This is a genomic window from Klenkia sp. AC732 (genome assembly GCF_979256525.1).
On record NZ_CEEDOS010000066.1, the window covers coordinates 1 to 13,017 of the forward strand.

The 13,017-nt window shown below is 74.9% G+C and carries 16 protein-coding genes; 10 read left to right on the forward strand and 6 right to left on the reverse strand.

The window, feature by feature from the left end; all coding sequences use genetic code 11:
- Together AC0IVP_RS20900 and AC0IVP_RS20905 are read left to right on the forward strand one after the other, a co-directional pair.
- Window positions 1–1,168, forward strand: a 1,168-nt coding sequence (locus AC0IVP_RS20900) for a sensor histidine kinase (protein ID WP_471759095.1), incomplete at its 5' end; no start/stop codon positions are given.
- Entirely contained in the window at window positions 1,165–1,845 is a 681-nt protein-coding gene (locus AC0IVP_RS20905) for a response regulator transcription factor (RefSeq protein WP_056289442.1), read from the forward strand. The genes AC0IVP_RS20900 and AC0IVP_RS20905, both read left to right, overlap by 4 nt.
- Before the next feature lie 66 nt (window positions 1,846–1,911).
- Here AC0IVP_RS20905 and AC0IVP_RS20910 read toward each other — a convergent pair whose 3' ends face one another.
- Both AC0IVP_RS20910 and AC0IVP_RS20915 read right to left on the reverse strand, forming a co-directional pair.
- Window positions 1,912–2,139, reverse strand: a complete 228-nt coding sequence (locus AC0IVP_RS20910) for a DUF3072 domain-containing protein (RefSeq protein WP_056289439.1) — start codon at window positions 2,137–2,139, stop codon at window positions 1,912–1,914.
- A gap of 10 nt (window positions 2,140–2,149) precedes the next feature.
- Entirely contained in the window at window positions 2,150–2,401 is a 252-nt protein-coding gene (locus AC0IVP_RS20915) for a hypothetical protein (protein WP_471759097.1), read from the reverse strand.
- Window positions 2,402–2,482: 81 nt separating this feature from the next.
- Here AC0IVP_RS20915 and AC0IVP_RS20920 point away from each other — a divergent pair, with 81 nt between their 5' ends.
- Window positions 2,483–3,559 carry a helix-turn-helix domain-containing protein gene (locus AC0IVP_RS20920; RefSeq protein WP_471759099.1) on the forward strand — a complete coding sequence of 359 codons (1,077 nt, stop codon included), beginning with the start codon at window positions 2,483–2,485 and terminating at the stop codon, window positions 3,557–3,559.
- Here the strand turns inward: AC0IVP_RS20920 and AC0IVP_RS20925 are convergent.
- Window positions 3,452–4,270, reverse strand: coding sequence for a DUF3109 family protein (locus tag AC0IVP_RS20925; protein ID WP_471759111.1), 819 nt, complete (start codon window positions 4,268–4,270; stop codon window positions 3,452–3,454). The genes AC0IVP_RS20920 and AC0IVP_RS20925 overlap by 108 nt on opposite strands.
- 57 nt (window positions 4,271–4,327) lie before the next feature.
- On the opposite strand from AC0IVP_RS20925, the gene AC0IVP_RS20930 reads away from it, so the two are divergent.
- The 7 genes from AC0IVP_RS20930 (at window position 4,328) to AC0IVP_RS20960 (ending at window position 9,938) form a co-directional block, all read left to right on the forward strand.
- Window positions 4,328–5,272, forward strand: a complete 945-nt coding sequence (locus tag AC0IVP_RS20930) for a Ppx/GppA family phosphatase (protein ID WP_471759101.1) — start codon at window positions 4,328–4,330, stop codon at window positions 5,270–5,272.
- Window positions 5,269–6,033 carry a hypothetical protein gene (locus AC0IVP_RS20935; protein ID WP_056289425.1) on the forward strand — a complete coding sequence of 255 codons (765 nt, stop codon included), beginning with the start codon at window positions 5,269–5,271 and terminating at the stop codon, window positions 6,031–6,033. The genes AC0IVP_RS20930 and AC0IVP_RS20935 overlap by 4 nt, the downstream gene beginning before the upstream one ends.
- Window positions 6,034–6,053: 20 nt before the next feature.
- Window positions 6,054–6,875, forward strand: a complete 822-nt coding sequence (proC, locus tag AC0IVP_RS20940) for a pyrroline-5-carboxylate reductase (protein ID WP_471759103.1) — start codon at window positions 6,054–6,056, stop codon at window positions 6,873–6,875.
- Between the two features lie 376 nt (window positions 6,876–7,251).
- The gene (locus AC0IVP_RS20945; RefSeq protein WP_235564407.1) at window positions 7,252–7,593 is read left to right on the forward strand and encodes a helix-turn-helix domain-containing protein; all 342 of its coding nucleotides are present in this window, start codon (window positions 7,252–7,254) and stop codon (window positions 7,591–7,593) included.
- A gap of 225 nt (window positions 7,594–7,818) precedes the next feature.
- Window positions 7,819–7,917, forward strand: coding sequence for a 30S ribosomal protein bS22 (locus AC0IVP_RS20950; RefSeq protein WP_012854759.1), 99 nt, complete (start codon window positions 7,819–7,821; stop codon window positions 7,915–7,917).
- Between the two features lie 10 nt (window positions 7,918–7,927).
- Window positions 7,928–9,034, forward strand: a complete 1,107-nt coding sequence (locus tag AC0IVP_RS20955; protein WP_056289419.1) for an NAD-dependent epimerase/dehydratase family protein — start codon at window positions 7,928–7,930, stop codon at window positions 9,032–9,034.
- Window positions 9,027–9,938 (forward strand): lysophospholipid acyltransferase family protein, encoded by a 912-nt coding sequence (locus tag AC0IVP_RS20960; RefSeq protein WP_056289417.1) that lies wholly within the window; start codon window positions 9,027–9,029, stop codon window positions 9,936–9,938. Before AC0IVP_RS20955 ends, AC0IVP_RS20960 begins: the two co-directional genes overlap by 8 nt.
- Window positions 9,939–9,941: 3 nt before the next feature.
- Here AC0IVP_RS20960 and AC0IVP_RS20965 read toward each other — a convergent pair whose 3' ends face one another.
- The 3 genes from AC0IVP_RS20965 to AC0IVP_RS20975 form a co-directional block, all read right to left on the reverse strand.
- A complete protein-coding gene (locus tag AC0IVP_RS20965) occupies window positions 9,942–10,865 on the reverse strand; it encodes an HAD family hydrolase (RefSeq protein ID WP_471759105.1) in 924 nt (307 codons plus the stop codon).
- Window positions 10,866–10,923: 58 nt separating this feature from the next.
- On the reverse strand, window positions 10,924–12,066 hold the full coding sequence (locus AC0IVP_RS20970) for a DUF5667 domain-containing protein (protein WP_471759107.1): 1,143 nt from the start codon (window positions 12,064–12,066) through the stop codon (window positions 10,924–10,926).
- Between the two features lie 190 nt (window positions 12,067–12,256).
- Window positions 12,257–13,017, reverse strand: a 761-nt coding sequence (locus AC0IVP_RS20975; RefSeq protein WP_471759109.1) for a sigma-70 family RNA polymerase sigma factor, incomplete at its 5' end; no start/stop codon positions are given.

Here is a 13,017-nt window from a genome sequence, read left to right on the forward strand (position 1 = left end):
CGACCGGTCCCCGCCCCCGGCCACCGCGCCCGGTGAGGCGGCCCTGTCGCGCCGTCTGGTCGACCTGATGGACCCCGCGGTCGTGCTGCTCGACGCCGCCGACGAGGTGCTGCTGGCCAACCCCTCCGCCCGCGCGCTGGGCATCGTGCGCGGCACCCGGCTGATGGTGCCCGGGTTGATCACGGTGGCCCAGGAGGTGCGGGCCGCCGGTGGACGGCGCTCCGACGTCCAGCTCCCCGGCGACCTGGTCGGCGCCGGGCCGCGGATGGTGGGCGTGCACGGGGTGCGGCTGGACAGCGGTCCGGCTCTCGAGCCCGGCCCCGTCGCGCTGGTGCTGCAGGACGTGACCGAGGCCCGCCGGGTCGAGGCCGTCCGCCGGGACTTCGTGGCCAACGTCGGGCACGAGCTGAAGACCCCGGTGGGCGCGCTGGCGCTGCTGGCCGAGGCCACCCAGGGTGCCGCCGACGACCCGGAGACCGTGCAGCGCTTCGCCGCCCGGATGACCCACGAGGCCGACCGGCTGGCCCGGCTGGTCCGGGAGCTCATCGACCTCTCCCGGCTGCAGGGTGCCGAGCCGCTGCCCGACCTGGCCCCCGTCGAGGTGACCACCGTCGTGGCGGAAGCCGTCGACCGCACCCGGCTGGCCGCCGCCGCCAAGGGCATCGAGCTGGCCGTGGGGGAGCAGCCCGGGCTCGTCGTGCGGGGTGTGGAGTCCCAGCTGGCCACCGCCGTCACCAACATGCTCGCCAACGCCGTGGCCTACAGCCCGGAGAAGGCCAAGATCGCCGTCGGCACCCGGGCCCGCTCCGGGTTCGCCGAGATCGCGGTGACCGACTCGGGCATCGGCATCCCCCGGGCCGACCGGGCTCGGGTGTTCGAGCGCTTCTACCGGGTCGACCAGTCCCGGGCCAGCGCCACCGGTGGCACCGGCCTGGGCCTGGCGATCGTCAAGCACGTGGCCACCAACCACGGTGGCTCGGTCACCGTCTGGAGCGAGGAGGGCCTGGGGTCGACGTTCACCCTGCGCGTCCCGCTCGCCCCGGCCGACGCCCCGCCGCCGGCCACCACCGACCCGGCGGGCCGGTCCGTCGACCGGGTCGCCGCCCTGCGCGCTGCCGTCACCGCGACCCCCGCCGGTGCCGGAGAACCCCAGAGAGGACGGTCATGACCCGAGTGCTCGTGGTGGAGGACGAGGAGTCCTTCTCCGACGCGCTGTCCTACATGCTGCGTCGTGAGGGCTACGAGGCCGTGGTCGCCGGCAACGGCATCGACGCGCTCGCCGAGTTCGACCGCAGCGGCGCCGACATCGTGCTGCTGGACCTGATGCTGCCGGGCCTGTCGGGCACCGAGGTGTGTCGGACGCTGCGCGCCAAGAGCGCCGTCCCGATCATCATGCTGACGGCCAAGGACACCGAGATCGACAAGGTCGTGGGCCTGGAGCTCGGTGCGGACGACTACGTCACGAAGCCCTACTCCGCCCGGGAGCTGCTGGCCCGGATCCGGGCGGTGCTGCGCCGCGGCACCGACACCGACCTGCCCGCCGACGCCACGCTGACCGCCGGTCCGGTCCGGATGGACGTCGAGCGGCACACCGTGGCCGTCGACGGCGAGACGGTGTCGCTGCCGCTCAAGGAGTTCGACCTGCTCGAGCTGCTGCTGCGCAACGCCGGCCGGGTGCTCACCCGCGGGCAGCTCATCGACCGGGTCTGGGGATCGGACTACGTCGGGGACACCAAGACCCTCGACGTCCACGTCAAGCGGCTGCGGGCCAAGCTCGAGCCCGACCCGGCGACGCCGAAGTGGCTGGTCACCGTGCGGGGCCTGGGCTACAAGTTCGAGGCCTGAGAGCACCAGTCCGAACGCGAACGGCCCCGGTGCGCAGCACCGGGGCCGTCCACGTCGACCGTCGCGTCACTTGCCGCGGCCGGTCTCCTCCTGCAGCTCGTCGATCTTGATCGAGGCGTCGGCCTTGCTGATGTCCTCGGGGACCTCTTCGCCGGCCTGCTGCGCCAGCGTGCTCAGGTAGCTCTTCTGGGCACCGGTGGCGGGCTCGTCGCCGGTCACCCAGTCGGAGGGGTCCTTCTCTGCCGTGGGGTCACCGGGCTGGCCGGTGTTGACCTTCGAGTCTGCTTCGCTCATGTGTTCGAAGCTACGCCGGGACCGGGGAGTCCGCGCGGCGAACGGCCGGTGCTGTCGCCGGCGCCACGCGGTCGGCGCACCGCAGTCGCGCACGGGCCTCCTCGATGCGCCGTCCGGTGAGGAAGACGTGGTCCGCACCGCAGGGGCAGAGGACGGCCACGACGACCACGCCGGGGCGGTTGCGCGGGTCCGCGACGGGCCGCAGCCTGCGGTCCGCGACGAGCTCGGTCGCGTGGGTCACGGGGCAGGTGATCAGCAGCATGCGGTCAGCCTGGCGGGGTCGAGCAGCCCGGACGAGTGGCAGGAACGACCATGAACGCCGATTTCCTGCCATGCTGCCCGCATGACCGCACAGCGTCCCCTCGTGGTGAGCGTCCTGGCCTGCGACGGCGCCCTGGGGGCCTTCGGCCTCGGTGTCGCCAGCGAGGTCTTCGGCTACGACCACACCCGCTTCGGGATGCCGCGCTTCGACCTCGCCCTGGTCACCGAGAACCCCGGCCCGGTGCGCACCGACACCGGCCTGGTGCTCGTCGTGGAGCACGGCCTCGAGCGGCTGGCGGTCTCCGACGTCGTGCTGGTCACCTCCTGGGAGGACCTGGCCCGGCCCTGTCCGCCGGCCGTGCTGGACGCACTGCGCGCCGTGCACGCCCGCGGCGGGCAGCTGATCAGCCACTGCAGCGGGGCGTTCGTGCTGGCCGCCGCCGGACTGCTCGACGGCCGCCGGGCGACCACCCACTGGCGGATGGCCGGGGACATGGCGGCGCTGTTCCCCGCCGTCGTCGTCGACCCGCGGGTGCTCTACGTCGACGAGGGCTCGATCATCACCGGGGCGGGCACGGCCTCGGGCGTCGACGCCCTGCTGCACTGGGTGCGCCGCGAGTACGGCCCGGCCGCGGCCAACGGGCTGGCCCGGGAGATGGTCGTGCCCCCGCACCGCGACGGCGGCCAGGCCCAGTACGTCGACGCCCCCGTCGCCCGCTGCGAGGACGACCTGCTGGGCGTGGTGCTGGGTTGGGCGCAGCAGAACCTGGCCGAGGACATCAGCGTCGACCACCTCGCCCGCCGGGCGCTGATGAGCCCGCGCAGCTTCGCCCGCCGCTTCAAGGCCACCACCGGGACGACGCCGCACGCCTGGCTGCTGGCCCAGCGGCTGGCCGCGGCCGAGACGCTGCTGGCCGACTCCGACGCGCCCGTCGAGGAGGTGGCCCGGCTGGTGGGCTTCGGCACCGGGGCTGGCCTGCGCGAGCAGTTCGCCCGTCGCCGGGGGATCAGCCCGCGCGCCTACCGCCAGGCCTTCCGCACCGGGCTGGGCTCAGGTGACGGGTCGGCGGCGGTGCAGCTGGACGTCCACCGGCCGGGGGCTGGCCGGGTGCGGCGCGACGAGGCCGGCGTCCAGGCGGGCCTCGGTCAGCCGGCGTAGCTCGGCGTAGGCGGCGCGCCCCAGCAGCTCGGTGAGCTCGGCGGCGTAGGTGAGCACCAGCGGCTCGGCGGCCACGTGCGCGGTGGGGGAGCCGGTGCACCACCAGTGCAGGTCGTGGCCGCCCGGGCCCCAGCCGCGGCGGTCGAACTCCCCGATGCTGCTCACCAGCACCCGGGTCTCGTCCGGGCGGTCCACCCACTCCTGCTCGCGGCGCACCGGCAGCTGCCAGCACACGTCGGGCTTGGTCTCCAGTGGGTGCCGGTCGGTGCGCAGGGCCAGCCCGTGCAGCGCGCAGCCGCCCCCGCCGGGGTGGTCGGCGCGGTTGAGGAAGACGCAGGCGCCGTCGACGACCCGGGTGCGCAGCGCGGTCCCGCCGTCCTCGTCGGACTCGTCGAGGACGTCGGGCTCGGTCCAGTCCGCAGCCCACTGCGGACGACGCTGCCAGTCGGCGTCGGTGAGCTCGGCGACGGCGGCCCCGACCCGCTCCAGGTCCTCGGTGTCGGTGAAGAAGGCGCCGTGGTTGCAGCAGCCGTCCTCGGCCCGGCCCTCGACCACCCCGGCGCACCCCCGGCCGTAGACGCACGTCCAGGCCGAGGTCAGCCAGGTCAGGTCGGCCCGGACCCGGTGGTCGGGGTCGGCCGGGTCGGTGAACTCGACCCACTCGCGGGAGAAGTCCAGGTCCACCTCGTCGGGGGGACCGTCCTCCAGCATCTGCGCCACCGGCCCAGTCCACCACGGCCCCACCGGCACCCGGCAGACTGTCGTCCCATGCGGCTGGGAGTGCTCGACGTCGGTTCGAACACCGTCCACCTGCTGGTGGTCGACGCGCACCGTGGTGCGCACCCCACCCCGGCCCACGACGACAAGTCGGTGCTGCGGCTGGCCGAGCACGTCGGCGCGGACGGCGTGCTGTCCAAGGCGGGGGAGAAGGGGCTGCTCACCGCGGTCCGCCGGGCCCGCAAGGTCGCTGCCGAGCAGGGCTGCGAGGAGCTGCTGGCCTTCGTCACCTCCGCCATCCGGGAGGCCTCCAACGGCCCCGAGGTGCTGGACCGGGTCCGCGAGGCCACCGGGGTGGACCTGCAGGTGCTCTCCGGGGAGGACGAGGCCCGACTGACCTTCCTCGCCGTCCGCCGGTGGTTCGGCTGGAGCGCCGGGCGGCTGCTGGTGCTCGACATCGGTGGCGGTTCCCTGGAGCTGGCCACCGGCATCGACGAGGACCCCGACGTCGCCCTGTCGCTGCCGCTGGGCGCCGGCCGGATGACCCGGCGGTTCCTGCCCGAGGCGCACGAGGGGGGCCGCCCGAGCCTGGAGGCGCTCGGCGAGCTGGACGCCCACGCCGCCCGGCTGCTGGCGCCCGCCGCCCGCCGGCTGGCCGCGGCCGGGCCGCCGGACCTGGTCGCGGCGACCTCCAAGACCTTCCGCACCCTGGCCCGCCTCACCGGTGCGGCGCCCTACTCCGCGGGGCTGCGGGTGCCGCGCACGCTGAGCACGGCCGGACTGGGCCAGCTCGTCGGCTTCGTCTCCCGGATCGACTCCGGTGCGCTGGCCGAACTGCAGGGCGTCTCGGTGGACCGGGCCCACCAGGTCCCGGCCGGCGCCGTCGTGGCGCGCGCCGCCCTGCGCGCGGTCGACGTGCCGCACGTGGCAATCTGCCCCTGGGCGCTGCGCGAGGGCATCATCCTGCGCCGGCTGGACGGACTGGAGGGCGCATGACCGACCCCGCAGACCACTCGGTCCGCTCGCTGGCCGAGATCCTCCGGGAGCACGGCCTGGAGTCCGAGGCCGGGACCCGGCCGGGCACGACCGGACCCGTGCGCGCCTCGCAGCGCCGTCGTGGCGTCGACGACCCGCCCTCCTCCCGGCCCGAGGCCACCGGCCGGGACCGCCGCACCAGCGGCGGACGCCGGGCCGATGACGCCACCCCACCCGCCGCGGAGCCGGCGGCACCCCGGGTGGGACGACGCAAGACCGACGTCGACCTGCCCGAGCCCGTGGCGCCCGGCCAGGGTGAGCTCTTCCCCACCGGGGGCCCCACCACGGCCGCCATCCCGGGTCTGCGCCCCGCCCGCACCCCGGGGGTGCCCGGCTCCACGGTGGGCTCCCGGTCGGGCGCACCGGACCTGGCCTCCACCGGGCCGATCCCCAAGATCGTCCTGCCGGCCGAGGAGGAGCCCGCCGAGCCGCTCACCCCGGCCCAGAGCGCGGTCGCCTGGGCCCGCTTCGTCGGCGAGCTCGTGCTGGCCCTGGCGGTCGGTGTCGGCGTCTACTACCTGTTCACCGTGCTCTGGGAGGTCCTGCCCTACCTCGCGGTGGTGCTGGCCCCGCTGGTGCTCACCGGACTGGTCGGCGGGGTCGCGTTCTGGCGTCGGCGGCACGGGCAGCCCCAGCTGGAGACCCGGATCCTGCTGGTCCTGCTGTTCGCCGGGACGCTGCTGGTCGTCGTCCCGGCGGCCGGGTTGCTCTCGGGCACCTGAGCCGCACTAGCGTCCTGGGGGTGAGCAGCGCAGACGCCCCCGCCCGGTCCGGACTCGCCCTCGTGGGCGGCGGCAAGATCGGGGAGGCCCTGGTCTCCGGGCTGGTCCGCCGTCCCGGGGCGGCCTCCTCGATCGCCGTGGTCGAGCGGAGCCCCGAGCGGGCCGCCCAGCTGGAGCAGCGGTACGGCGTCCGGGCGCTGGACCTGGCCCGGGCCGCCGCCACCAGCCGGGTGCTGCTGCTGGCGGTCAAGCCGCAGGACGTCGACGCCCTGCTGGGCCTGCTGGCCCCGCACGTCGACGGCGACCACCTGGTGGTCTCGGTGGCTGCCGGCGTCCCCACGGCGCGGATCGAGGCGCTGCTGCCCGCCGGCACGCCGGTCGTGCGGGTCATGCCCAACACCCCGGCGCTGGTCGACGAGGGCATGAGCGTGCTGTCGGCCGGGGCGCACGCCACCGAGGCGCACCTGGACGAGGCGGAGGCGCTGCTGTCGGCCGTGGGTCAGGTGCGGCGGGTCCCGGAGTCCCAGCAGGACGCGGTCACCGCGCTGTCGGGCAGCGGGCCCGCCTACTTCTTCTTCCTGGTCGAGGCGATGATCGACGCCGGCATCCTGCTGGGCCTGCCGCGCACGCTGGCCGCGGACCTGATCGTGCAGACGGCGCTGGGTGCCGCGACCATGCTGCGCGACTCCGGGGAGCACCCGGTGCAGCTGCGCGAGGCCGTCACCAGCCCCGGCGGGACGACGATCGCGGCGATCCGGGAGCTGGAGCGCCACGGTGTGCGGGCGGCGCTGATCGCGGCAATCGAGGCCGCCCACGACCGCTCGGTCGAGCTCGGCCGCTGAGCCCTGCCGCGTCGGCGGCGAGCGGCGGACGACGGGCGCTGCCGGGCCGCGGGGTGTGGGCGAGATGTGGGCAACCGGCCGTTGCGGACTGATCCGTCCTCACGCGTGGTGTCCGTGTTGCACCTGTGAGTCGACTTGTCCACACTTCCTGGGGACGGAGCGTGATCACAGGCCGACGGTCTGGGGACGACGCGCCGTCGAACGAGGGAGCGGGGTCGTCGTGTCGACATGTGCCCAGTACGGACCGGTCCGCATGTTCGATTCACCCATCGCTTCTGTCCCACCAGCCCCCTAACGTCTGTTCCAGCACGTACGTGTCCCGTCCGCCGGTGGGGAAGCCGGCGGCCCGATGCGTGCTAGTAGCGGAGATGAACTGATGACCATGCCCCAGCGCGCCACCTACAACGCCCGTCCGGTCCAGTCCGGCCCGCGTCCGGTCGCCCGTCCCGTGTCGGCCGCCTCGGTGGCCCGTCCGGTCGGTGCCCCGCACCCGGCTGCCGCACCGGTCAACCGGCAGGCCCCGATGCAGCCGCAGCGTGCGGCCGTCACGTTCCTCACCGTGGCCGAGGTCGCCGCGATGATGCGCGTGTCGAAGATGACGGTCTACCGCCTCGTGCACGGCGGCGAGCTCTCCGCCGTCCGCGTGGGCCGCTCCTTCCGCGTCCCCGAGCGCGCCGTGCAGGACTACCTGCGCGACGCCTACACCGACATCGCCTGAGTGGTCGCGGCCCCCGTGCCGCGACCACCCAGGGTCGGCCCGTCCACGACGGACCGACTCGGCGACACCCCCGGCCCCCGGGCCGGGTAGTCTCGACCGTCGAGCGTCGTACCGCTCCCTCCGGGGGCTGCGGCGCACACGAGCGGAACACCCTCGCGCGGTGCCCGGCGTGACCACCGGTCACTGTCCCGGGTCCCACGCGTCCTCGACGTCGGGAGCAGGCACATGGGTTCGGTCATCAAGAAGCGCCGCAAGCGGATGGCGAAGAAGAAGCACCGCAAGCTGCTGAAGAAGACGCGCGTCCAGCGTCGTAACAAGAAGTGAGCTGACGCTCGTGCCGCCCGCGGTCGTCCTCGTCACCGGCGTGAGCCGGTGGCTGGGCGGCGCGCTGGCGGGCGAGCTGGCCGCAGACCCCTCCATCGAGCGGGTCATCGGGGTGGACACCGTGCCCCCCGGCCCCGAGATGCTGCGGCGTCTGGGGCGCACCGAGTTCGTCCGGGCCGACATCCGCAGCCCGTTGATCGGCAAGGTCGTGTCCGCCGCGTCGGTGGACACCGTGGTGCACATGAACATCTCCTCGACCCCCGGTGGGTCGGGTGGGCGCACGTCGATGAAGGAACTCAACGTCATCGGCACGATGCAGCTGCTGGCCGCGTGCCAGCGGGCTCCCTCGGTGCGCCGGTTCGTGCTGAAGTCCACCAGCGCGGTCTACGGGGCCAGCCCCCGCGACCCCGCCGTGTTCACCGAGGCCATGCAGGCCCGCCGGGTGCCCGGGGGCGGCTTCGCCAAGGACAGCCTGGACGTCGAGGGCTACGTGCGGGCCTACTCCCGCCGGCGGCCCGACGTCGACGTGGCGGTGCTGCGGTTCACCAACTTCATCGGCCCGCGGATCGACTCGCTGCTCACCGGCTTTCTGCGGATGCCGGTGGTGCCCACGGCGCTGGGGTTCGACGCCCGCGTCCAGCTGCTGCACGAGGACGACGCGGTGGCCGTGCTGGTCCGCGCCACCACCGGTGACTTCGCCGGCACCGTCAACGTCGGGGCCGAGGGCACGGTGCTGCTGTCCCAGGCCATCCGGCGGCTGGGCCGGGTGGCGCTGCCGCTGCCCACCCAGGCGATGGGCCCGCTGGGCAAGCTGACCCGGCGGGCCGGCATCACCGACTACTCACCCGAGCAGATGCGCTTCCTCAACTTCGGCCGCGTCGTGGACACCACCCGACTGCGCCACGAGTTCGGTTACTCCCCGCGCTTCACCACCGCCGCCGCGTTGGCCGACTACGGCCGCACGGTGGCCCCCGTCGTCGCCCCCGAGCTGGTCAGCGGGCTGACCGCGAACGCCGCACGAGCCGTGGGCCGACTGGCGTCCGTGCTGGACGACGTCGGCCGGACCACCCGGCCGACCCCGTCGGGCACGCACCTGCAGGCGGTGCGCGATGCCTGAGGCCCGGGTCATCCGGCTGCACCCAGACGGCCCCGAGGAGCCGGTGGAGCCCACCGTCCCCGGCCGCGGCTGGGACGCCTCGGTCGCCGGCGGCCTGGAGTTCCTCCGTCGCCGGCTGACCGGTGACTACGACACCGACGAGTTCGGCTTCGACCCCGACCTCACCGACCACCTGCTGCTGCCGGTGCTGCGTCCGCTGTTCGAGCGCTGGTTCCGGGTGGAGACCGTCGGACTGGAGAACGTGCCCGACGTCGGCGGTGCGCTCATCGTGGCCAACCACTCGGGCACGGTCCCGATGGACGCGCTGATGACCACCGTGGCGCTGCACGACGAGCACCCCGCCGCCCGGCGCTTCCGCCTGCTGGGCGCCGACCTGGTCTTCCAGGTCCCCTTCATCGGTGCCATGGCCCGCAAGCTGGGTGCCACGCTGGCCTGCAACGAGGACGCCGAACGGCTGCTCACCGAGGGTGAGCTGGTCGGGGTCTTCCCCGAGGGGTTCAAGGGCGTCGGGAAGCCGTTCAGCGAGCGGTACACCCTGCAGCGGTTCGGCCGTGGCGGGTTCGTCACGGCCGCCCTGCGCACCGGCGTGCCGATCGTCCCGTGCGCGATCGTCGGGGCCGAGGAGATCTACCCGATGATCGGCAACGCGAAGACCGCGGCCCGGGTGCTGGGCCTGCCCTACTTCCCGATCACCCCGACGTTCCCGCTGCTGGGCCCGCTCGGGGCGGTCCCGCTGCCCTCCAAGTGGTTCATCGCCTTCGGGGCGCCCATCGAGACCGCCTCCTACGGCCCGGGCGCAGCCGAGGACCCGATGCTGGTCTTCAACCTCACCGACCAGGTGCGGGAGAACATCCAGCAGTCGCTGTACCAGCTGCTGCTCAAGCGCCGGTCCGTCTTCTCCTGAGGCTCAGAAGGGCCAGCGGTTGCGGCGCCGGAGGGCGATCAGGCCGCTGACCGCGCCGCCCCCGACGGCGGCCGCACCCAGCGTGGGGACGCCGATCCGGGCGGCCTTGCGGCCGGTGCGGAAGTCCTTGACGTCCCAGCCGCGGGAGCGGGCCACGGCCTTGAGCTCGCTGTCGGGGTTGACCGCGACCGCGGTGCCGACCATCGACAGCATGGGCAGGTCGTTGGAGGAGTCGCTGTACGCGGTGCAGCGGCTCAGGTCCAGGCCTTCCCGCTCGGACAGGGCCAGCACCGCCTGGGCCTTGGCCTCGTGATGCATCAGCTCGCCGACCAGCCGGCCGGTGTAGACGCCGTCCACGATCTCCGACACCGTGCCCAGGGCGCCGGTGAGGCCCAGCCGGCGGGCGATGACCGAGGCCAGCTCGACCGGGGTGGCGGTGACCAGCCAGACCCGCTGACCGGCGTCCAGGTGCTGCTGGGCCAGCAGGCGGGTGCCCGACCAGATCCGGTCGGCCATCAGCTCGTCGTAGATCTCCTCACCGGCGTCGACGATCTCGGTGACCGTCTTGCCGGCGATGAAGGCCAGCGCGTTGTCCCGCACGGCGTGCACGTCGATGGCGGACTCGCTGCCGGCGACCCGGAACTTGGCCTGCTGCCAGACGAAGCTGGCCACGTCGCGGCCGGTGAAGTACTTGCGGGCGGCCAGCCCGCGGGCGAACCAGAACAGCGAGGCGCCCATCATCATCGTGTTGTCGCAGTCGAAGAACGCGGCCGCGGTGGGGTCGGGCGTGACCGCCGGGGGCGCCTCGACATCGGCCGCGGCGGCGGAGGCGGCGCCCGCGACGAGCGCGCGGGCCTCCTCGTCCTCGATGCCGGCGGGCGTGCGGGCGCGGTCACCGCGGAAGGGCACCCGGACCACTGCTGCCACCCCCTCGTGCTGCCGGCCCCCGTGCGGGAGCGCCGCTGCCGACCCTATCCGGAGGGTCTCAGCAGCCCACGGTGATCAGCGGGGGCGCGCAGACCTGCACGCCGGGGACCAGCGGGGGCACCTCGACGAGGGCGCCGCCGGTGCTCGGGGGCGCCGTCGGCACCACCGTGGGGACGACGGGCGCCGGCGCCGGGCTGGGGACGGCGGCCGTGGGGCTGGGGGCCGCGCCGCCACCGGCGGGGGCCGGTGCGGTCTCGCTCGCCGGTGCCCCGGTGGTGGGTGCGGCCGTGGCCGGGGTGCTGGGCATGGGTGTCGCGGACGGCGTCGACGTCCCCGAGGGGTCGGTCGGGGTCGCGCAGGGGGCGGGCACGGGACCCAGCTCGTCGGAGCCCGCGGTCTGCAGCCCACCGGGGCAGGCGAAGCCGGTCTGCAGGGCCGCCGACCGGGCGGCCACCCGGTCGACCAGGGCGAGCGAGGCGGCGGCGTCGGGTCGGGCCTCGGTGGGGAGCGCGGCCTCCACGGCGGCGATCCCCTCGCGCTGGGCGACGGTCCAGCCGTCCAGGGTGGCCAGTGGGGCGGGGTCCCCGGCGGCCACGATCGTGCCGGTCAGCGAGTCCGTGCCCTCGGTGGTCTGCTGGTCCATCGTGGCCAGCACGTCGCGGACGGTGTCCACGTCGGTGCCGTCGGCTGCCAGGACCGCGTCGGACCCGTCGGCGGTCGGCGCGACCGGCGCCGCCACCGGGACGGCCAGGGCGCCGGCCTCCACCCCGGTCAGCTGCTCCAGTTCGGTGAGCCGGGTGCTGGCGAACCCGAGCAGGGTGAGGCCCCGGTCGGTGTCGGAGGCCAGGGCGAGCTGGGTCTGCTCCGTGCCGCGCTTGACGTCGTAGAGCAGGTCGCCGGGCTCGGAGCCCTGGGCGAGGGCCACCAGGCCCGACAGCGTCGCCACCGTGAGCGCGGCTCCGGTCAGTCCGGCGGTGAGCCGGCTCCGCCAGCGCGCAGCAGGGGCGTCCACGGCCCGTCCGGACAGCAGCCGCTGGGCCAGCGAGGGCGTGGGCTCCGGCGTCCGGACGGCGGCCATGGCGACCAGCCGGGCGCGCTGCCGGGCCCGGACGTCGTCGTCGAGGGCGGGGGCGTGCTGGCCGAGCAGGGTGAGGCGGGCGGCGAGGGCGTCCTCGAGCACCGCGCCGGACGGGGCGTCCACGCCCGCCGTCCGCTGCCCGTCCCTCACCGCTGTCCTCCGTCTGCCCCGTGGGTCCTGCCCGGTCGCCGTGCCGGTCGCGCCCCGTGGGCCGACCCGGTGGGTACCACGGCGACCAACGAAGCCCCCGAGCGGTGGGTACGGGGTACCCACCGGTAACTTGCCCGGCCCCCTCCCGGGGGTGAGGACGCGGTCACCGGAGGCCCTCGGGCAGCAGGTTGCCCAGCCGCTTCACCGCGCGGTGCTGCAGGGCCTTGATGGCGCCGTCCTTCTTGCCCATCGCGGCCGCGGTCTCCGCGACCGACAGGCCCTGCAGGAAGCGCAGCACGATGCACTCGCGCTGCTCGTCGTTGAGCTGGGCCACGCAGGCCAGCAGCTGCTCGTTGGTCAGGCCCTGCAGCACGGCGTCCTCGGGGCCGTCGGTGGCCCGGTCGGCGTCCCGCATGTCGGCCGTGCTGACCTCCAGGCGGAACCGGCTGCTCTTCACGTGGTCCCGGACGATGTTGCGGGCGATGGTGACCAGCCAGGCGCCGACGTCGCGTCCCTGGAAGCTCAGCGAGTCGATGCGCCGCAGGGCCCGGACGAAGGTCTCGCTGGTGAAGTCCTCGGCGGTCTGCCGGTCGGACACCCGGTGGTAGAGGTAGCGGAAGACCATGTCGGCGTACCGGTCGTAGAGCTCGCCGAAGGCCTCGGCGCGGCCCTGCTGGGCGTCGGCGACCAGCGCCCAGACGGCGATCTGCTCCTCGCCCTCGGGCTCGGTGGGCAGGCCCTCGAGGTCGTCGTCCTCCTCGGTCCCGTCGGTCTCCATGGGCTCGGCGGGCTCGGCGGACTCGGCGGGCTCGGCGGGGGTCGCGGCGTGCCGCGGGACCCCGTCGACGGGTACGGGGGCCGGGACGGGGGCGGTGGCGTCGGCGGCGGGCGCGACGGCGTCCTCGGCCGGGCGGCGCGGGCGCG

Coding starts and splice junctions, on each gene's coding strand:
- AC0IVP_RS20905 (WP_056289442.1), top strand. CDS start 1,165: ATGACCCGAGTGCTCGTGGTGGAGGACGAGGAGTCCTTCTCCGACGCG.
- AC0IVP_RS20910 (WP_056289439.1), bottom strand. CDS start 2,139: ATGAGCGAAGCAGACTCGAAGGTCAACACCGGCCAGCCCGGTGACCCC.
- AC0IVP_RS20915 (WP_471759097.1), bottom strand. CDS start 2,401: ATGCTGCTGATCACCTGCCCCGTGACCCACGCGACCGAGCTCGTCGCG.
- AC0IVP_RS20920 (WP_471759099.1), top strand. CDS start 2,483: ATGACCGCACAGCGTCCCCTCGTGGTGAGCGTCCTGGCCTGCGACGGC.
- AC0IVP_RS20925 (WP_471759111.1), bottom strand. CDS start 4,270: ATGCTGGAGGACGGTCCCCCCGACGAGGTGGACCTGGACTTCTCCCGC.
- AC0IVP_RS20930 (WP_471759101.1), top strand. CDS start 4,328: ATGCGGCTGGGAGTGCTCGACGTCGGTTCGAACACCGTCCACCTGCTG.
- AC0IVP_RS20935 (WP_056289425.1), top strand. CDS start 5,269: ATGACCGACCCCGCAGACCACTCGGTCCGCTCGCTGGCCGAGATCCTC.
- AC0IVP_RS20945 (WP_235564407.1), top strand. CDS start 7,252: ATGACCATGCCCCAGCGCGCCACCTACAACGCCCGTCCGGTCCAGTCC.
- AC0IVP_RS20950 (WP_012854759.1), top strand. CDS start 7,819: ATGGGTTCGGTCATCAAGAAGCGCCGCAAGCGGATGGCGAAGAAGAAG.
- AC0IVP_RS20960 (WP_056289417.1), top strand. CDS start 9,027: ATGCCTGAGGCCCGGGTCATCCGGCTGCACCCAGACGGCCCCGAGGAG.